At 74.6% G+C, this 16,515-nt stretch carries 18 protein-coding genes; 11 read left to right on the top strand and 7 right to left on the bottom strand.

Features of this window, described 5'->3' with window-relative positions:
• The first annotated feature begins 128 nt into the window (after positions 1-128).
• Entirely contained in the window at positions 129-710 is a 582-nt protein-coding gene (locus TPA0908_RS21785) for a hypothetical protein (RefSeq protein WP_281940715.1), read from the top strand.
• A gap of 54 nt (positions 711-764) precedes the next feature.
• On the opposite strand, the gene TPA0908_RS21780 is transcribed toward TPA0908_RS21785, so the two are convergent.
• Both TPA0908_RS21780 and TPA0908_RS21775 read right to left on the bottom strand, forming a co-directional pair.
• The gene (locus TPA0908_RS21780; RefSeq protein ID WP_281940712.1) at positions 765-1,601 is read right to left on the bottom strand and encodes an undecaprenyl-diphosphate phosphatase; all 837 of its coding nucleotides are present in this window, start codon (positions 1,599-1,601) and stop codon (positions 765-767) included.
• A complete protein-coding gene (locus tag TPA0908_RS21775; protein ID WP_281940710.1) occupies positions 1,598-2,650 on the bottom strand; it encodes an LLM class F420-dependent oxidoreductase in 1,053 nt (350 codons plus the stop codon). The genes TPA0908_RS21780 and TPA0908_RS21775 overlap by 4 nt, the downstream gene beginning before the upstream one ends.
• Before the next feature lie 162 nt (positions 2,651-2,812).
• Between TPA0908_RS21775 and TPA0908_RS21770 the strand changes: the two genes are divergently transcribed.
• Together TPA0908_RS21770 and TPA0908_RS21765 are read left to right on the top strand one after the other, a co-directional pair.
• Positions 2,813-3,784: an aldo/keto reductase gene (locus tag TPA0908_RS21770; protein ID WP_107155557.1), complete on the top strand. Its 972-nt coding sequence runs from the start codon at positions 2,813-2,815 to the stop codon at positions 3,782-3,784.
• Between the two features lie 80 nt (positions 3,785-3,864).
• A complete protein-coding gene (locus TPA0908_RS21765) occupies positions 3,865-4,056 on the top strand; it encodes a DUF5703 family protein (RefSeq protein ID WP_107155556.1) in 192 nt (63 codons plus the stop codon).
• A 54-nt stretch (positions 4,057-4,110) separates the two neighbouring features.
• On the opposite strand, the gene TPA0908_RS21760 is transcribed toward TPA0908_RS21765, so the two are convergent.
• Positions 4,111-4,764: a hypothetical protein gene (locus TPA0908_RS21760; RefSeq protein ID WP_107155555.1), complete on the bottom strand. Its 654-nt coding sequence runs from the start codon at positions 4,762-4,764 to the stop codon at positions 4,111-4,113.
• 61 nt (positions 4,765-4,825) lie between these two features.
• On the bottom strand, positions 4,826-6,145 hold the full coding sequence (locus TPA0908_RS21755; RefSeq protein ID WP_281940707.1) for a M20/M25/M40 family metallo-hydrolase: 1,320 nt from the start codon (positions 6,143-6,145) through the stop codon (positions 4,826-4,828).
• Between the two features lie 132 nt (positions 6,146-6,277).
• Between TPA0908_RS21755 and TPA0908_RS21750 the strand changes: the two genes are divergently transcribed.
• From TPA0908_RS21750 to TPA0908_RS21740, 3 genes are read left to right on the top strand one after another with little or no spacing between them, the layout of a single operon-like run.
• Positions 6,278-6,895 carry a hemerythrin domain-containing protein gene (locus tag TPA0908_RS21750; protein ID WP_281940705.1) on the top strand — a complete coding sequence of 206 codons (618 nt, stop codon included), beginning with the start codon at positions 6,278-6,280 and terminating at the stop codon, positions 6,893-6,895.
• A 49-nt stretch (positions 6,896-6,944) separates the two neighbouring features.
• Positions 6,945-7,931 carry a LysR family transcriptional regulator gene (locus TPA0908_RS21745; protein WP_281940703.1) on the top strand — a complete coding sequence of 329 codons (987 nt, stop codon included), beginning with the start codon at positions 6,945-6,947 and terminating at the stop codon, positions 7,929-7,931.
• A 20-nt stretch (positions 7,932-7,951) separates the two neighbouring features.
• Positions 7,952-8,188: a hypothetical protein gene (locus tag TPA0908_RS21740; protein WP_281940701.1), complete on the top strand. Its 237-nt coding sequence runs from the start codon at positions 7,952-7,954 to the stop codon at positions 8,186-8,188.
• A 52-nt stretch (positions 8,189-8,240) separates the two neighbouring features.
• Here the strand turns inward: TPA0908_RS21740 and TPA0908_RS21735 are convergent, their stop codons facing one another.
• Genes TPA0908_RS21735 through TPA0908_RS21725 form a run of 3 tightly spaced genes read right to left on the bottom strand, consistent with a single transcriptional unit; the run spans position 8,241 to position 11,353 of the window.
• A complete protein-coding gene (locus tag TPA0908_RS21735; protein WP_281940699.1) occupies positions 8,241-8,591 on the bottom strand; it encodes a DUF3140 domain-containing protein in 351 nt (116 codons plus the stop codon).
• Positions 8,591-8,764, bottom strand: a complete 174-nt coding sequence (locus TPA0908_RS21730) for a hypothetical protein (RefSeq protein WP_281940697.1) — start codon at positions 8,762-8,764, stop codon at positions 8,591-8,593. Before TPA0908_RS21730 ends, TPA0908_RS21735 begins: the two co-directional genes overlap by 1 nt.
• 36 nt (positions 8,765-8,800) lie before the next feature.
• Positions 8,801-11,353: an ATP-dependent Clp protease ATP-binding subunit gene (locus tag TPA0908_RS21725; RefSeq protein WP_281940695.1), complete on the bottom strand. Its 2,553-nt coding sequence runs from the start codon at positions 11,351-11,353 to the stop codon at positions 8,801-8,803.
• 113 nt (positions 11,354-11,466) lie between these two features.
• Between TPA0908_RS21725 and TPA0908_RS21720 the strand changes: the two genes are divergently transcribed.
• The 5 genes from TPA0908_RS21720 to TPA0908_RS21700 all read left to right on the top strand — a co-directional run bounded on the left by TPA0908_RS21720 (position 11,467) and on the right by TPA0908_RS21700 (position 16,513).
• The gene (locus TPA0908_RS21720; RefSeq protein WP_281940694.1) at positions 11,467-11,844 is read left to right on the top strand and encodes a hypothetical protein; all 378 of its coding nucleotides are present in this window, start codon (positions 11,467-11,469) and stop codon (positions 11,842-11,844) included.
• Between the two features lie 186 nt (positions 11,845-12,030).
• Positions 12,031-12,291, top strand: a complete 261-nt coding sequence (locus tag TPA0908_RS21715; RefSeq protein WP_030504016.1) for a hypothetical protein — start codon at positions 12,031-12,033, stop codon at positions 12,289-12,291.
• 10 nt (positions 12,292-12,301) lie between these two features.
• Positions 12,302-13,180, top strand: a complete 879-nt coding sequence (locus TPA0908_RS21710) for a hypothetical protein (protein WP_281940692.1) — start codon at positions 12,302-12,304, stop codon at positions 13,178-13,180.
• Entirely contained in the window at positions 13,173-15,845 is a 2,673-nt protein-coding gene (locus TPA0908_RS21705) for an FtsK/SpoIIIE domain-containing protein (RefSeq protein WP_281940690.1), read from the top strand. The genes TPA0908_RS21710 and TPA0908_RS21705 overlap by 8 nt, the downstream gene beginning before the upstream one ends.
• Positions 15,842-16,513, top strand: coding sequence for a hypothetical protein (locus TPA0908_RS21700; protein ID WP_281940689.1), 672 nt, complete (start codon positions 15,842-15,844; stop codon positions 16,511-16,513). Before TPA0908_RS21705 ends, TPA0908_RS21700 begins: the two co-directional genes overlap by 4 nt.
• Positions 16,514-16,515 lie beyond the last annotated feature (2 nt).

Genomic DNA, 16,515 nt, shown 5'->3' with positions numbered 1-16,515 from the left:
CGGTCGTTGCACCCGGTTCGGCAGCCACGACGAGGCCCCCGCCCCGTGGCCCGGCCGGATCCCCCGAGACGAGCGCCTGACGGTGCCACGCACCCCGCCCGGTGCGTCGACCCCCGAACGGAGCCCCCATGAACACCATGCTGCGCAAGAGCATCCTCGGTATCGCCGGTCTGACCGTCGCCGGTGGCCTCGCCGCCGGCCCGCTGAACCACCAGGACACCACGCCCACCCCGCGCGAGAGCGCCGTGGCCGTGCAGACGAAGCTCGACACCGCCGCGCTCATCCCGCACGGCGTGCAGGGCGCCCAGTCCCGCATCGACCTCGACGACGAGCAGACCGCCAACGTCAAGGCGATCATCGCCGCCACCAAGAAGGCCGGCATGGACGAGCGCGCCGCGGTCGTCTCCATCGCCACCGCCCTGCAGGAGTCGAAGCTGGAGAACCTCGGCCACCTCGGCGACCGCAACGACCACGACTCGCAGGGCCTGTTCCAGCAGCGCCCGTCCTCCGGGTGGGGCACGGTCGAGCAGATCACCGACCCCGAGTACGCCACCCTGGCCTTCCTCAAGGGCCTCAAGCAGGTCGACGGCTGGCAGGACATGCCGCTGACCCGGGCCGCGCAGACCGTCCAGGTCAGCGCCTACCCCGACCACTACGCGCAGTGGGAGCAGCAGGCCGCCGACCTCGTCGCCGAGCACTGGAACAGCTGACACCGCGAAGGCCGGCACCCCGGGTGGGGTGCCGGCCTTCGGCGTCCGTCGGGATCAGGTGGCGCTGATCGTGCCGGTGAGCAGCAGGCAGAGCACCAGCGTGCCGAGCGCCACCCGGTAGATCACGAAGAGGTAGAGCGTGTGGTGCGCGACGTAGCGCAGCAGCCAGGCGATGGCCGCGTACCCGATGGCGAACGCGATCAGCGTGGCCACCGCCATCTGGGCGACGCTCGGCGCGGCGGTGCCCGGCGCGGACGGCTCGAAGACGTCCGGCAGGCTGAACACGCCGGAGATCACCACGGCGGGAATGGCCAGCAGGAACGAGTAGCGGGCCGCGGTCTCCCGGGTGAGGTTGAGGAACAGGCCGACGGTCAGTGTGCCGCCGGACCGGGAGACGCCGGGAATGAGCGCCATCGCCTGCCCCAGCCCCATCGCGACGCCGTCACGCATCCGGAAGTTCTCCAGCGTGCGGGTCTGCCGCCCCCAGTACTCGGCGAACGCGAGCACCAGGGCGAAGAAGATCAACGTGAAGGAGATGAGGTAGAGGTTGCGGCCGGCGGTGCGGATCTGGTCCTTGAAGAGCAGCCCGAGGATCCCGATCGGGATCGTGCCGACGATGACGTACCAGCCCATCCGGTAGTCGAGGCTGGAGCGCACCGAACGGTCCACCAGGCCCAGGCACCAGGTCCGGACGATCCGCCAGATGTCCTTGAAGAAGTAGATCAGCACCGCGGCCTCGGTGCCGAGCTGGGTCACCGCGGTGAACGACGCGCCCGCGTCGCGGCCGAAGAAGATCGCCGAGGTGATCCGCAGGTGGCCGGAGGACGACACCGGCAGGAACTCCGTCAGCCCCTGGACGACGCCCAGGACGATGGCCTCGATCCAGGTCACTCGCCGACCCCGGACAGGTCGAGGGCCTCGGCGACGGTACGCAGCGTCTGCACGCCGCTGTCCCGGTCGGCCACGAACAGCGTCACCGACAGCGTGGTCACGCCGGCGGCGGCGTACTCCCGCATCCGCTCGGCGATGCGCTCCTTCGGGCCGAGCAGCGACGTCCGGTCGATGAACTCGATCGGCACCGCGGCGGCGGCGTCCCGCTGCCGCTTGGCCAGGTAGAGATCCTGCACCTCGCGGGCCGCGTCGCCGTAGCCCATCCTCGTGGCGAGCTGGTTGTAGAAGTTCTGCTTCCGGCTGCCCATCCCGCCCACGTAGAGCGCGGCGTACCAGCGGACCAGCTCGGCGCAGGTGGAGACGTCGTCACCGACCACCACCGGCACGGACGGCACCACGTCGAAGCCGGCCAGCTCCTTGCCGGCGGCGGCCCGCCCGGCCCGGACCGAGGCGAGCTGCTCCTCGGCGAACTCCGGGGCGTAGAAGACGGCCAGCCAGCCGTCGGCGATCTCGCCGGCCAGCTCCAGGTTCTTCGGGCCGACCGCGGCCAGGTAGATCGGGATGTGCGCGCGCGGCGGATGGAAGCCCAGCCGCAGCGCCTTGCCCGGCCCGTCCGGCAGCGGCAGCGTGTAGTGCTCGCCGTCGTAGGCGACCTCCTTGCGGGCCACCGCGAGCTTGACGATGTCGACGTACTCCCGGGTGCGGGCCAGCGGCTTGGCGAACCGCACGCCGTGCCAGCCCTCGGAGACCTGCGGGCCGGAGACGCCCAGGCCGAGCCGGAACCGGCCGCCGGAGAGCGCGTCGATGGTGGTCGCGGTCATCGCGGTCATCGCCGGGGTGCGGCCCGGGATCTGCATGACCGCGGAGCCGAGGTCGATCCGCTCCGTCTGCCCGGCCATCCAGGCCAGCATGCTCGGCGAGTCGGAGCCGTACGCCTCCGCGGCCCACACCACCGAGTAGCCGAGGCGGTCCGCCTCCTGGGCGAGCGCCAGGTGATCGGCGGGCGTGCTCCACGCCGTCTGGTATCCGAGGCTGAGCCCGAGTCGCATGATCCTCCCACCGTCCGCACCACAGGTCGCATCAGGTTACGCAATGCCGCTGGGGCCACCGACGACCGGCTCGCCCGAACACGTCACACCCGGTTGCGGTCGCGCGGGAAGTTGACTGCGGCGAGGATATCCGTGACGCCGGCTTCGAAATAAGGTTCACGCATGCAACAGCGACCGCTCGGCCGAAGCGGGCTGGCGGTTTCGCGGCTCGCGCTCGGCACCATGACCTGGGGACGGGACACCGACGCCGACGACGCGGCCGCCCAGCTGAAGAGCTACCTCGACGCGGGCGGCAACCTCGTCGACACCGCCGACGTGTTCGCCGACGGCGACGCCGAGTCGGTGATCGGCTCCCTGCTGGGCAGCCTGGTGGACCGCGACGAGCTGCTCATCGCCACCAAGGCGGGGCTGCGGCCGGGCAGCGGCCGACGCCGGGACGGCTCGCGCGGGCACCTGCTGCGCACGCTCGACGCGTCGCTGCGCCGGCTCGGCACCGACCACGTGGACCTGTGGCAGGCGCACGGGTACGACCCGGACACGCCGCTGGAGGAGACGCTCGCCGCGCTGGACCACGCGGTCTCCAGCGGCCGGGCCCGGTACGTCGGCGTGTCGAACTTCTCCGGCTGGCAGACCGCCCGGGCCGCCGCCTGGCAGGCCGCCTGGCCGGGGCGCGCCCCGGTGGTCGCCGCCCAGGTGGAGTATTCGCTACTGGAGCGCGGCATCGAGCGCGAGGTGCTGCCGGCCTGCGCCGAGATGGGCCTCGGCGTGCTGCCCTGGTCGCCGCTGGGCCGGGGGGTGCTCACCGGCAAGTACCGCAACGGCCGCCCGGCGGACTCGCGGGCGGTGTCGCCGCACTTCGACCGGTTCGTCGGCAGGTACCTGGAGCCCCGCTGCTCCAGCATCGTGGAGGCGGTGGCGATCGCCGCCGGCGGGCTCGGCGTGTCGCCGCTGGAGGTGGCGCTGGCCTGGATCCGGGACCGACCGGGCGTGACCGCGCCGATCCTCGGCGCCCGCACGGTCGGGCAGCTCCTCGGCGCGCTCCAGGTGGAACGGATGACGCTGCCGGACGAGATCGTCACGGCGTTGGACGACGTCTCCGCGGTGCCGATCGGGTATCCGGAGCGCGACGGCTGACCGGTCGGGGCGGCGGCGGGGCGACCGGGGTCACCGTCCGGGGGTGGCGGAGCGCCGCCGGGCTGGGCAGCATGGATGTCATGGACTACGAGTACGCGCCGCTGCGGTTGCCTTCGAATGTCGATCGGTTGACCGCCGCGGCGCAACTGGCGATCCAGGCGGAGTTCTCCGGTTGGGAGTTGGCCCGGGTGCGGCTCTACCGGGACGGCACCCGGCAGGTGATGCTGCGACGCCGGGTGGTGAACAAGCCACAGCCCGGCCTGTCGTACTGAGCCGGGCCGTCCCCGGGGCCACGCCGTGCGGTGCGGCCCCGGGGCGAGCACGGCCTAGTGGGCGTGGTCGTGCTCCTCGTCGACCTCCAGGAACGGGTGCTCGTCGAGCCGGCCGACCAGCCGGTCGTCGACGGCCGGCTGGAACGGGCCGACCGGGTCGTCGTCGTCGAACGACTCCAGGTCGACCGGGGTGCCGACCTCGCTGACCATGACCACGCCGTCGAGCGGCTCCAGTTCCGGCACGTCGAGCGCGGACAGCGAGCCGTCGCCGCTCTGCAACAGCTCCAGCACCGCCTCGCCGACGCCCTCGACCGGCGCCGGCTCGTCCTCCTCCGGGGTGCCCTCCCGGCGGGCCGCCTCGGCGACCCGGAGCAGCGCGGCGACGCTGGGGACCCGGTAGTCGCGGCGCTGCCGCACCGAGATCACCCGGGGGTGCGGGTCGGTGGGCTCGCCGCCCTCGACCGCGCCGAAGCGCTCGTCGGCCTCGTCCGGGTCGATCGACTCGACGTCCCAGGGCGTCACCTCGCCGAACGCGTCGAGCAACTGCTCGTCGTAGGCGAAGGAGGCGTTGTTCAACGCGACGTACGCCTGCCAGACGGCGTCGTCGTCGATCCGGCCCTGGGCGGCCCGGACGGCGGCCAGGTGGGCGCGGGCCGCGTCGATCACCCGCTCGAGGGCGGCGTCCAGCTCACCGTGCTGGTCGGTCATGTGAGGCAGTCCCTTCGCGATGGGGGCAGGTTCCGCGCCGACGGCGCCGCGGCGGGCGCGGTCAGCAGTTGCGGAGGAAGCGGTCGAGAACCCGCACGCCGAACTGTAGTCCGTCCAGCGGAACCCGCTCGTCGATGCCGTGGAACAGGCCGGAGAAATTGAGGTCGGCCGGCAGCCGCAGCGGCGCGAACCCGAAGCAGCGGATGCCGAGCTGGGAGAACGCCTTGGCGTCGGTGCCGCCGGAGAGCATGTACGGCACCGGGTGCGCGCCCGGATCCTCGGCGCGCAGCGCGGCGGACATCTGCGCCACCAGGTCCCCGTCGAACGTGGTCTCCAGGGCCGGCTGGCGCTGCACGTACTCGATCGCGATGTCCGGCCCGACCAGCTCACGCAACTGCCGTTCCAGCTCCTCGCTCTGCCCGGGCAGGCTACGGCAGTCGATGGTGGCGGTGGCCCGGCCGGGGATGACGTTGTCCTTGTAGCCGGCGGCCAGTCGGGTCGGGTTGGCGGTGTTGCGGATCGTCGCGCCGATGATGTTCGCGATCGGGCCGAGCTTGGCGATCGCGGTCTCCGGGTCGTCCGGGTCGATCTCGATGCCGAGCACCTCGGAGACCTCGGCCAGGAACGCGCGCACCGTGTCGGTCATCACCACCGGGAAGCGGTGCCGGCCGATCCGGGCGACCGCCTCGGCGAGCGCGGTCACCGCGTTGTCGTCGTGCATCATCGAGCCGTGGCCGGGCCGCCCCCGGGCGTGCAGGCGCAACCAGTCGATGCCCTTCTCGGCGGTCTCGATCAGATAGAGCCGGCGCTGCTCGTCGACCGAGTAGGAGAAGCCGCCCACCTCGCCGATCGCCTCGGTGCAGCCGTCGAACAGGCCCCGGTGGCGCTGGGCCAGGAAGTGCGCGCCGTAGTCGCTGCCGGCCTCCTCGTCGGCGGTGAGGGCGAGCACGATGTCGCGGCGGGGTCGGACGCCGGCGCGCTGCCAGTCACGCACCACGGCCAGCACCATGGCGTCGAAGTCCTTCATGTCGATCGCGCCGCGGCCCCACAGGTAGCCGTCGCGGATCTCGCCGGAGAACGGGTGCACCGACCACTCGTCGGGGTCGGCGGGCACCACGTCGAGGTGGCCGTGCACCAGCAGCGCGTCCCGGTCGGGCTCGGTGCCGGGGATGCGGGCGACCAGGTTGGCCCGGCCGGGCGCCGACTCGTGGATCTCGGCGGCCACGCCGACCTCGGCGAGCTTCTCCGCGACGTACTCCGCCGCGCGCCGTTCCCCCACACTGGTGTCGTTGTCCCCGGTGTTGGTGGTGTCGATGCGCAGCAGGTCCCGGCAGAGGTCCACGACCTCGTCGGTGGGCTCGGGTGAGGCGGAGGTCGTCATCGCTTCCTTATACCAGTCGGACCGGTCGCGGCGACCGGCGCGGTGCGGCCCGGTTTCGCCCGACGCGCGGCAGGGTAACGCCGAACATCGATTCCGGCCACCACGATTCCGGCCATCCACGAGGAGGGCACCATGACCGTCCCCCTGCCGCCGCTCCCACCCGCCGCCGACGACCGGTACCGGCCGGGTGGGCGGAGCCTGGCCGACCTCGTGGACGCCGAGCACCGCGCGCTGCTCGACCTGGCCGACCGGGTGACCGACGCCGGGCAGGACCCGGCCGACCGCGCTCGGGTGCTGGACGTGCTGACCGCCGCGGTGTCGCGGCACCTCTCCGCCGAGGAGCAGTACCTCTTCCCCGCCGCCCGGGCCGCGGTGCCGGAGAGCGCCGAGCTGGTCACCCGGGAGATCGAGGCGGACGCCGCGCTGCTGACCGCGTTGAAGGGGCTGTCCGGTCCGGACGACGCGGCGCTGGCCGACGTGGCGGAGCGGGTCCGCCGGCACGTCAGCCGGGTGGCCGCGCTGGTCACGCCGCTGCGCGAGGTCGCCAGCGACGCCGAGTTGATCCGGCTGGGCAACCGGTGGGAGATCGCGGAGGAGGCGGCGCCCACCCGGCCGCACCCGGGCACCCCGGCCACGCCGCCGTGGAACAAGATCGTCGAGCCGGCGGTGGGGGTGCTGGACAAGGTGCGCGACGCGGTCAGCGGGCGGCGGACCCGCCTGGCCGACCTGGAGCCCCGCCGGGAGGCATGAGCCGATCCGCCCCTTCCCGGACACCCGTTCGTGGTCCTACCGTCACCGTATGAATCTGGAGCTGCGACACCTGCGGGTGGTCTGCGCGATCGCCGAGACGGGGAGCGTCACCAAGGCGGCGTCCCTGCTCGGGTTGGCCCAGCCGGCGCTGACCGCCCAGCTCCAGCGGATCGAGCGGGTCCTCGGCGGGCCGCTGTTCGAACGGGACCGCCGGGGCGCCCGGCCCACCGCGCTGGGTGAGCTGGTGCTGGACCGGGCCCGGGTGCTGCTGCCGGCGATGAAGGGCCTGCAGGACGAGGCGGCCCGGCTGGCCGGCGCGGGCGACCCGCTGCGCCGCTACCGGTTCGGCGGGGTGAACAGCCCGATCCTGGGCCGGCTGGTGCACCGGCTCGCCGCCGAGCGCTCCGACGCGCAGATCTCCACGTACGCGTCGTGGTCGGTGGACGAGCTGGCCCAGTTGGTGGCCGGCGGTCGGCTCGACTTCGCCCTGGCCGGGGTGTGCGGGGACGCCACGCCGTCGCCGGTGTTCGGGTTGAGCTGGCGGGAGGTGGCCGTCGACCCGGTCTTCGTGCTGCTGCCGCAGACCCATCCGCTGGCCGCCCGCGACGAGATCGACCTGCTCGACCTGCGCCGGGAGCAGTGGGTGGCCGCGCCGGGCGACGGCTGCTTCGGCGACTGCTTCGCCGCCGCGTGCGCGCGCGCCGGCTTCACCCCCCGCAAGGTGTACGAGGCGGACGTGCGCGCCGCGCTGGACCTGGTGGACGCGGGCACCGCGGTGGCGCTGTGCCAGGCCACCTTCCGTCCGGTGGCGGGGCTGGTGACCCGCCGGCTGGCCGGGGTGCCGCTGCGCTGGCGGCTGCTGTTCGGCTGGCATCCGGAGGCGCCGGCCGCGGTGGTGGCCGAGCCGGTGCTGGAGCAGGCGGTGGCGGCGTACACCGACGCGTTGGCCAACCATCCGGACTATCTGGGCTGGCTGTTGGCCCATCCGGACTTCGGCGTGCAGCCCACCGGCACCGGTGGGGTGCGAACCGCCTGAACGCGGGTATCACCGGCGGCATGACTGATCTGTATCCGGCCGCCGACCAGCGGGAGCTGCTGCGTCAGGCGGCTGCCGCGCACACCGCCGCCGCCGCCGACGTCGAGGCGTTCCTGCGCCGGCTGCCCGAGGTGCCGGACCCGGCGGACGTCACCGAGTACGCCACCCTGCTCAGCCGGGAGGAGCGGGCGCGGATGGACCGGCAGGCCGCGGCCGACGCCGCCGGCCTGGAGCTGCCCAGCATGGAGTCCGAATAGGCCGAACCCGGTCGGCCCGGGCGGGGTGTCCGCCCGGGCGTCCGGCGACGGGTCAGCGTTCCACAAGCACGTCGTGACCGAGGTCGAGCAGCGCGTGCCGCCACTCGTCGTCGGCGGCCCCCCGGTCCGGCCGGTCGGCGGCGAGTTCCCGGATCCGGGTGATCGCCTCGCGCATCACCTCGATGTCCTCCGGGGTCAGGTCCACCTTGCGCTTGCGCAGCACGGCGAGGATCTGCCGGCCGGGTTCGGGCAGGTCCAGGTCGGGGTCCGGGCCGAACGCCTCCTCCCCCGACCCGCGGGTCAGCAGCCACTGCCGTAGCTGCTCGGAGGGAACGTTCACCTCGGCGTGGAAGTCGTCCCAGATGATCTCGACCTCGGGGTCGAGTCGCGCCTCGCGTACCATCACGCCTCCTCTCCCGGCGGCGGCCCGGACGGTTCCGGCTCGCCCTCGCCGCTCGGTGTCTGCGGGGTCAGTCCCTCCGGTGGCACCCGGACCCGGGACGGGTTCGCCGTCGGCGGCGCCTCGATCGGTTCACCGGCCGCGGCGTCCTCCCGGGTCTCCTCGGGTTCGGTCATGTCCGCCCTCCGATCCTTGCGCGACGGGCCGTCCCCTCACCGGGGATGGGAGGTGGTGGCGGCCGAGTAGCCGCGCTCACCGGCGGACACGTCGAGGACGAGCTGGTCGTCGCGGGCGTCGACGGTGACCTTCTGCCCCGGCGAGATCTCGTTCTCCAGCAGCATCCGGGACAGCCGGTTGTCGAGTTCGCGCTGGATCACCCGGCGCAACGGACGGGCCCCGAACTCCGGCTGGTAGCCGTGCTCGGCGAGCCAGTCGACGCCGGCGGTGCTGATCTCGACCTGGATGTCCTGGGCGTGCAGCCGGCGGCGGGTCTCCTCCAGCAGCAGGCCGGTGATCTCCCGGAGCTGCTCGGCCTCCAGCCGCTGGAAGATGATCACCTCGTCGATCCGGTTGAGGAACTCCGGGCGGAAGTTCTCCTGGAGCCGGCGCATCAGCCGTTCCCGCAGCTCGGTGGACTCCTGCTCGCCCGGCTCGCCGGTGGCGAACCCGACCGTGCGCTGGGTGCCGGTGATCAGCTCGGAACCGAGGTTGCTGGTCATGATCAGGACGGTGTTCTTGAAGTTCACGGTCCGGCCCTGGCTGTCGGTGAGCCGGCCGTCGTCGAGCACCTGGAGCAGGATGTTGAACACATCGGGGTGCGCCTTCTCGATCTCGTCGAGCAGCACCACCGCGTACGGGCGGCGGCGGACCGCCTCGGTGAGCTGGCCGGCCTCCTCGTAGCCGACGTAGCCGGGCGGGGCGCCGACCAGCCGGCTGACGGTGTGCCGCTCCTGGAACTCGCTCATGTCCACCCGGACCATCCGGTCCGCCTCGCCGAACAGCGCCTCGGCCAGCGCGCGGGCCAACTCGGTCTTGCCGACGCCGGTGGGGCCGAGGAACAGGAAGCTGCCCATCGGCCGGTTCGGGTCGGCCAGGCCGGTACGCGAGCGCCGGACCGCCTCGGCGACCGCGCCGACCGCGTCGTCCTGCCCGATCACCTTCTGGTGCAGGTGCCCCTCCAGGCGCAGCAGCCGGTCGCGTTCCTCCTCGGTGAGCTGGGTGACCGGGATGCCGGTGGCCCGGGACACCACCTCGGCGATCTCCTTCGGACCGACCTCCGGCACGTGGTTGGGCCCCTCGTCGCCGCGGGCGCGGCGGATCTGGTCCTCCAGCTCGGCGAGCCTGTCGCGCAGCGAGGAGGCGCGTTCGTACTGCTCGTCGGAGACCGCCTGTTCCTTGTCCCGGCGCACCTCGTCGAGCTGCTGTTCCAGGTCCCGTACGTCGGAGGCGGGGGTGCGGGTACGCAGCCGGACCCGGGCGCCGGCCTGGTCGATCAGGTCGATCGCCTTGTCCGGCAGGAACCGGTCGGTGACGTACCGGTCGGAGAGTTCGGCGGCGGCGACCAGCGCCTCGTCGGTGAAGCGGACCTGGTGGTGCGCCTCGTAGCGGTCGCGCAGGCCGCGCAGGATGGCGACGGTGTCCTCGACGCCCGGCTCGGGCACCAGCACCGGCTGGAACCGGCGGGCCAGGGCGGCGTCCTTCTCGATGGTGCGCCGGTACTCGTCGAGCGTGGTCGCGCCGATCACCCGCAGCTCGCCGCGGGCCAGCGCCGGCTTGAGCATGTTGGACGCGTCCATCCCGCCCTCGCTGCCGGCGCCGCCGGCCCCGACCAGCGTGTGGATCTCGTCCAGGAAGATGATCAGTTCCTCGCGGTGGGCCCGGATCTCGTCGATCACCTTCTTCAGGCGTTCCTCGAAGTCGCCCCGGTAGCGGGTGCCGGCGACCAGGCCGGAGAGGTCGAGCTGGATGACCCGCTTGCCGATCAGGGTCTGCGGCACGTCGCCGTCGCAGATCCGCTCCGCGAGCCCCTCCACGATGGCGGTCTTGCCGACGCCGGCCTCACCGATCAGCACCGGGTTGTTCTTGGTGCGCCGGGACAGGATCTCCACCGCCTGCTCGATCTCGTCGGCCCGGCCGATCACCGGGTCGATCTGGTCCAGCCGGGCCAGCTCGGTGAGGTCCTGCCCGTACTGGTCGAGGGTGGGCGTGCCGCGGTCCGGACGGGGGCCGTTCGCGGCGCCACGCTCGGCGCTGGCCGCCTGCAACGACTCCGGCTGGATCCGGCCGGCGGCCAGCATCCGGCCGGCCGGCGACTCCGGGTTGAGCGGCAGCGCCATCAGGATGTGCTCGGGGCCGATGTAGTTGGCGCCCATGGCGCGGGAGAGCTGGTGGGCGTCGAGCAGCGCCCGTTTCGCGGCCGGGGTGAGCGACAGGTTCGGCGGCACCTCGCCGCCGGGCGCGCCCCCCTCGGCGCGTCCGCCCAGCGCGTTGACCAGCGCGTCCGGGTCGGCGCCGGCGCGGCGGACCAGGTCCCGCAGCGGCTCACGCTGCAACGCGGCCCAGAGCAGGTGGTCGGTGTCCAGGTCGTTGCTGTGCTTCTGGGCGGCCCGCCGGGCCGCGTCGGCCAGCATCTCCCGGGCGTCGGCGGTCATCAGGCGGGTGATGTCCACCCGGTGGGCCGGCCGGCGACCGCCCTCGCCCCGACCGAAGTACCGGGCCAGGAACTCGTCCCACGGGTCGTTGCCGAAGTCGCCGGGTCCCATCATGTTTCGTCCTCCGCAGTCGGTCGGCACGACCGGGACGCGGCACGCGCGGCACGGTCGGCGGTGGCTACCCGGCGGTGTGCGCGACAAACGCCCGCGGATGGCAGGCTGGGCGGATGGAGAGCAGACCGCTGCTGGTGGTGGACGGCGCGAACGTGGTGGGCTCCCGGCCGGACGGCTGGTGGCGCGACCGGGCCGGCGCGGCGGTGCGGCTGCGCGACGCGCTGGCCCCGCTGGCCGGCGCCGGCGTGCCGCCGGAGCTGCCGCCGCCGGTGCAGGTGGTGCTGGTGGTGGAGGGCGCGGCCCGGCACGTGGCGCCGGCGCCCGGGGTCGACGTGGTGTCCGCGGCCGGGTCCGGCGACGACACCGTGGTGGAGCTGGTCGCCGCCGCGCCGGAGCGCCGGCGGGTGGTGGTCACCGCGGACCGGGAGCTGCGGGCCCGGGTCAGCGCGCTGGGCGCGGAGGTACGCGGCCCGCGCTGGCTCGGCCGCTGACGCGCCGAGTCCCGTCAACGGGACCGAGCCGACCGTCGGCGGGACCGCCGACCCTGCCCCTGCCCGGCCTTCCCGCACGTCAGGGCCGCAATCGGACACCCGGGCAGGAACGGCGCGAGGGTGGATGTTCGCCCACCGGATGGGATGGGTTGTAATGGAGATCTCCCCTGCCCCCAGGAGGTCCTTGTGGCGAGCGTCGCCGAGCTGAAGGCCGCCATCGATGTCGCTCTCCAGCAGATCGGTGACGGCCAGACAGCGGTGCAGGCGGCCGGCGAGAAGCTGGCCGAGGCGCAGCAGACCCTGGCCGGCGCGCTGGAGGGCAGCGGCCACGAGACGGTCGAGGCGGCCCAGGCCTCGCTGACCCAGGCCAGCCAGGAGCTGGAGGAGTGCCTCGCCGCGACGCTGGTGGCGGTGGAGCAGGCACAGCTCTACGTCGCGACGCTCTGAAGGGCCGGCCGTGTCCATCGTCGAGGACATCGGCGCGCAGGTCCGCGCCGCCGCCGAGGAGCTGCCGCTGGCGCAGCTCGCCGCCGCGCTGGAGAAGCTCGGCCAGGCGCAGGAACGGCTGCGCTGGGTGCGCCAGGAGTCGGCCGACCCGATGGGCGTGCCGGAGCTGACCGCCGCCACCGAACACGCCGAGACCGCCGGCTACGCGCTGCGCGTGGCCCAGGAGCAGCTCAGCGCGTACCTGGCCGCGATCGGGCTGGCCGCCGACGGCGCGCCGGCCGCGACGACGGGCGAGCGGCGACCCCGGCACGACGCGCCACGCGGCGAGGCGACGCCCGCGCCCGGCCCGGCGCCCGAACCGGGCGAGCAGCCGGCGGTACGCCGCTGGTGGGCGGTCCGGGTGGCGGAGCTGACCGGCGGACGGGAGGGCGCGCCGGACGAGCCGGACGAGCGCGTCGAGAACGCCCACGAGCTGCTGCGCCGGGTGGTGGTCGGCATCCGCTCCGGCGACCGGGACCGGCTGCACGCCGAACTGCGGCGGGCCCACGCCGACGTCGGGCTGGGACTGGCCGCGATCGCCCCGCCGATGCTGCGCGACCTGGCCGGCGAACTGCTCGGCCACCCGCCCCGCGCGGAGGACCTGGCCCGGCTGCGCCGCGAGCTGGACGGGCGGGTCCGCGACCTGCTGCCCGGGCTGCCGCCGCCGGTGCTGGACACGCTGCTCACCCGGATCTGCCGGATGCCCCCGCCGCGCCGCGACGACGGGCAGGAGCAGCCGCACGCGGCCGACCCGGCGGTCACCGCCGGGGTGCTGACCGGCGTACTGCTCGACCGGCTCGGCCGGGACCTGCCGAAGGACACCGAGGAACGGGAGCCGTCGCGTGGCTGACGTCCGCGCCCAACTGGTGACGCGGGTCCGGGGCATGCTCTCCGAGGCCCTGGGCGCCACCCGGAACCGGCTCACCGCCGCCGAGGCGGAGCTGGCCGCCGGCCGGGAACGGCTGACCCGTACCCGGCGTGCCGCCGCGGCGGTGCCCGGCCGGGTCGGCGCGGCCCGCGACCGGCGGCTCGCCGAGATCGACGCCCGGCACACGGCCCGCCTGGCCGAGCTGGCGCGCCGCGCCGCCGCCGCGGCCCAGCGGGAGGCGCCGGGCGCGGCGTCCGCGCCCTGGGACCGGTGGACGGTCACCCCCGCCGGCCGGGCCGAGCCGCCGGGCGCGGTCCGGATCGGCACGGTACGCATCACCGGCGCCGAACCGGTGCCGGCGCTGGTCCCGCTGCTCGACGCCGGGCACGCGCACCTGGCCGGCGGCGACCGGGACGGCCTCGCCGCGGTGGTGCCCGCGCTGCTGCTGCGCTCCGTCGGCCGGGCCGACCCGGGCGCGGTCCGGCTGCACGGCTACGACCCGGAGCACCTGGGCGGCGGCCTGGCCGGGTTCGCGCCGCTGGGCACCGCCGGCCTGCTCACCTTCGTCGGCCCGGGTGGGCTGGGCCGGCTGCTGGACGACCTGGTGGAGCAGATCCGCCGGATCAACGCCACGGTGCTGGCCGGCGAGTACGCGTCCCTGCGCGAGCTGGCCGCCGCCACCGGCCGGCGCCCGGAGCCGTGGCGGGTGGCGGTGCTGCTCGGCGGCGACGAGCTGTCCCGGCACGAGCGCGGGCAGCTCGACCGGGTGGTCCGCACCGGGGCCGCGTGCGGGGTGCACCTGGTGGTTCGCGGCATCGACCTGCCCGACGACCCGACCGTCACCCGGATCGTGGTCGACCCGGACGACGCCCGCATCGCCGGGCTGCCGGTGGTGCTCGACGCCCCACCACCGCCCACGCTGGTCACCGAGACCTGCCGGACGGTCGCCTCCCGGGTCGCCGCCGGGCCGCCACCGACGCCCTTCACCGATCTGCTGCCCCCGCCGGACGACTACTGGCGGGAGGACTCGGCGCACGGGCTCACCGCGCCGATCGGCGAGGGCCCGCACGGGCGGCCGGTGCTGCTGACGCTCGGCGACTACCCGCCGCACGCGTTGATCGGCGGCCCGTCCGGCACCGGCAAGACGAACCTGATCTTCGCGTGGATCGGCGCGCTCGCCGCCCGCTACTCCCCCGCCGAGCTGGAGTTCTATCTGCTCGACTTCAAGGAGGGGGTGTCCTTCGCCCGGTTCGCCCAGGGTCGGCGCGATCCGAGCTGGCTGCCGCACATGCGGCTGGTCGGCATCAACGTCAACACCGACCGGGAGTTCGGCCTGGCGCTGCTGCGGTTCCTCGCCGAGGAGCTGCGCCGGCGGGCCGACGCGGCGAAGAAGCACGAGGTCACCAAGCTGGCCGAGCTGCGGGCGGTGGACCCGACCGGGCACTGGCCGCGGATCGTCGCGGTGGTCGACGAGTTCCAGGCGCTGCTCGCCGGCCGGGACGTGGTCGCCCGGGAGGCCGCCGACCTGTTGGAGGACCTGGCCCGGCGGGGTCGCTCGCAGGGCATCCACCTGGTGCTCGCCTCCCAGGACGTCCGCGGCATCGAGGCGCTCTGGGGCCGGCCCGCGCTGGTCGCCCAGTTCACCCTGCGGATCGCGCTGCCGAAGGCGCTGCGCATCCTGGCCGAACGCAACGACGCCGCGCAGTCGCTGCCCCGACACCACGCCGTGGTCAACGCCGAGTCCGGCCTGACCGAGGGCAACGAGGTGGCCCGCATCCCGTCGGCGAGCGACTGGGAGACCTGGAGCGAGCTGCAACACCGGCTGTGGCGGATGCGCCCGCAGGACGCCGCGCCGGCCCGGCTCTTCGACGGCGACGCGATCCCCCGGCTGGCCGAGGCGCCGGACTTCCGTGCCCTGGCCGCGCCGGAGCAGGGCGCGCCGCGGAGTCCGGTGGCGCTGCTCGGCGAGATCATCGACGTGCAGTCGCGCTCGGCGGCGCTGCGGCTGCCCCGGGCGCCGGGCCGCAACCTGGCCGTGCTGGGCACCCGGGTGGACGAGGCGTGCGCGGTGCTCGACGCCGCCGCCCGCTCGTTGGCCCGGCAGTACCCGCCCGGCGCGGCCCGGTTCTCCATCGCCTGTCTCGACCCGGACGCCGACCCTGCCGCCCGCGCGCTCTACGAGGACCTGGCCGGCGACGCCTCCTGGTACGACGAGGAGACGGTCGCCGAGCTGATGGCCGAGGTGGGCGACGGGCTGGGCGCGCCGGGCACCCCGCGTACCCCGCACTTCCTGCTGCTGTACGCGGTGGACGCGGCGGCCGGCGCGCTGGCCGGCCGGGCCGGCGCCCGGAGCGGGCTGGAGCAGCTGCGCCGCATCCTGCACGACGGGCCGGAGCGGCGGACCCACGTGCTGGCCTGGTGGCGCGGCGTGGCCCGGATGCGGGCCGACCTGGGCGGCGCCGGCGCGCGCACGGACCAGATCGGCGCGTGGGTGGCGCTCGACGTGCAGGGCGGCGAGCTGGGCTCGTCGCTCTACCCGGGCAGCGGCGGGCCGGACTGGTATCCCCGACCGTGGCGCGGTCTCTACTTCGACCGCGCGGTGCACCGCACCGGACAGGTGATCATCCCTTATGGTCCCTCCCGATGAACGAACCGGTCTCCAGTGAGACGTACCCTGCCCAGATCCGCCGGCTCGCCGAGTTGACCGCCCGGGTGGCCGCCCAGCGGGCCGAGGCGCACACCTGGTACGCCCAACAGGTCGCCGCCGCCGACCGGGCGGTGGCCGAGGCGACCGAGCAGGTCCGGCTCGCCGAGGCGGAGCTGGCCGACGCCCAGCGGATGGTGGACCGGGTGGACGGCGAGGTGACCCACCTGTGGGCGCAGCTACGGGCCCGGCTCGGCGGCGGCACCCGGCGCCTGGGCGACCCGCCCGGGCCGGTACGGGACGCCGCCGGTGACCCGGTGCCGCTGCTGCGCGGCGTACGCGAGCTGCTGGACCGCACCGGGACGCCGGGCGAGCTGCCCGGCTCGGTGAACCCGCTGCTGATCGCGTGCGGGGTCGGCGGCGCGCTGGTGGCGTTCCTGCTGGGGACCGGGGCGCGGGCGCTGGGCGCCGGCTCGGGCGGTGACCTGGCGGTCGGCCTGCCGGTGCTGGCGCTGGTGGTGACGCTGCTCGGGCCGCTGGTCGGCCTGGCGCCGGCCCGCCTGCTGGCCGACCGCCGGCACGCGGTGCTGACCCCCCGCCCGATGATCCTGGTGGCCGCCAGCGGGCTGGCCACCACGCTGCTCCTGCTGGCGGTCACCTACACCCGCTGACC

The organism is Micromonospora sp. AKA38, from assembly GCF_027925725.1.
GTDB lineage: Bacteria > Actinomycetota > Actinomycetes > Mycobacteriales > Micromonosporaceae > Micromonospora.
The sequence above is the reverse complement of the archived record's forward strand: the minus strand, read 5'-3'. Positions and strand labels throughout refer to the sequence as shown.

What these genes read in the sequence shown, in the direction of transcription:
- TPA0908_RS21785 (WP_281940715.1), top strand. Translation starts at nt 129, where the DNA reads ATGAACACCATGCTGCGCAAGAGCATCCTCGGTATCGCCGGTCTGACC.
- TPA0908_RS21775 (WP_281940710.1), bottom strand. Translation starts at nt 2,650, where the DNA reads ATGCGACTCGGGCTCAGCCTCGGATACCAGACGGCGTGGAGCACGCCC.
- TPA0908_RS21770 (WP_107155557.1), top strand. Translation starts at nt 2,813, where the DNA reads ATGCAACAGCGACCGCTCGGCCGAAGCGGGCTGGCGGTTTCGCGGCTC.
- TPA0908_RS21765 (WP_107155556.1), top strand. Translation starts at nt 3,865, where the DNA reads ATGGACTACGAGTACGCGCCGCTGCGGTTGCCTTCGAATGTCGATCGG.
- TPA0908_RS21760 (WP_107155555.1), bottom strand. Translation starts at nt 4,764, where the DNA reads ATGACCGACCAGCACGGTGAGCTGGACGCCGCCCTCGAGCGGGTGATC.
- TPA0908_RS21755 (WP_281940707.1), bottom strand. Translation starts at nt 6,145, where the DNA reads ATGACGACCTCCGCCTCACCCGAGCCCACCGACGAGGTCGTGGACCTC.
- TPA0908_RS21750 (WP_281940705.1), top strand. Translation starts at nt 6,278, where the DNA reads ATGACCGTCCCCCTGCCGCCGCTCCCACCCGCCGCCGACGACCGGTAC.
- TPA0908_RS21745 (WP_281940703.1), top strand. Translation starts at nt 6,945, where the DNA reads ATGAATCTGGAGCTGCGACACCTGCGGGTGGTCTGCGCGATCGCCGAG.
- TPA0908_RS21740 (WP_281940701.1), top strand. Translation starts at nt 7,952, where the DNA reads ATGACTGATCTGTATCCGGCCGCCGACCAGCGGGAGCTGCTGCGTCAG.
- TPA0908_RS21735 (WP_281940699.1), bottom strand. Translation starts at nt 8,591, where the DNA reads ATGGTACGCGAGGCGCGACTCGACCCCGAGGTCGAGATCATCTGGGAC.
- TPA0908_RS21730 (WP_281940697.1), bottom strand. Translation starts at nt 8,764, where the DNA reads ATGACCGAACCCGAGGAGACCCGGGAGGACGCCGCGGCCGGTGAACCG.
- TPA0908_RS21725 (WP_281940695.1), bottom strand. Translation starts at nt 11,353, where the DNA reads ATGATGGGACCCGGCGACTTCGGCAACGACCCGTGGGACGAGTTCCTG.
- TPA0908_RS21720 (WP_281940694.1), top strand. Translation starts at nt 11,467, where the DNA reads ATGGAGAGCAGACCGCTGCTGGTGGTGGACGGCGCGAACGTGGTGGGC.
- TPA0908_RS21700 (WP_281940689.1), top strand. Translation starts at nt 15,842, where the DNA reads ATGAACGAACCGGTCTCCAGTGAGACGTACCCTGCCCAGATCCGCCGG.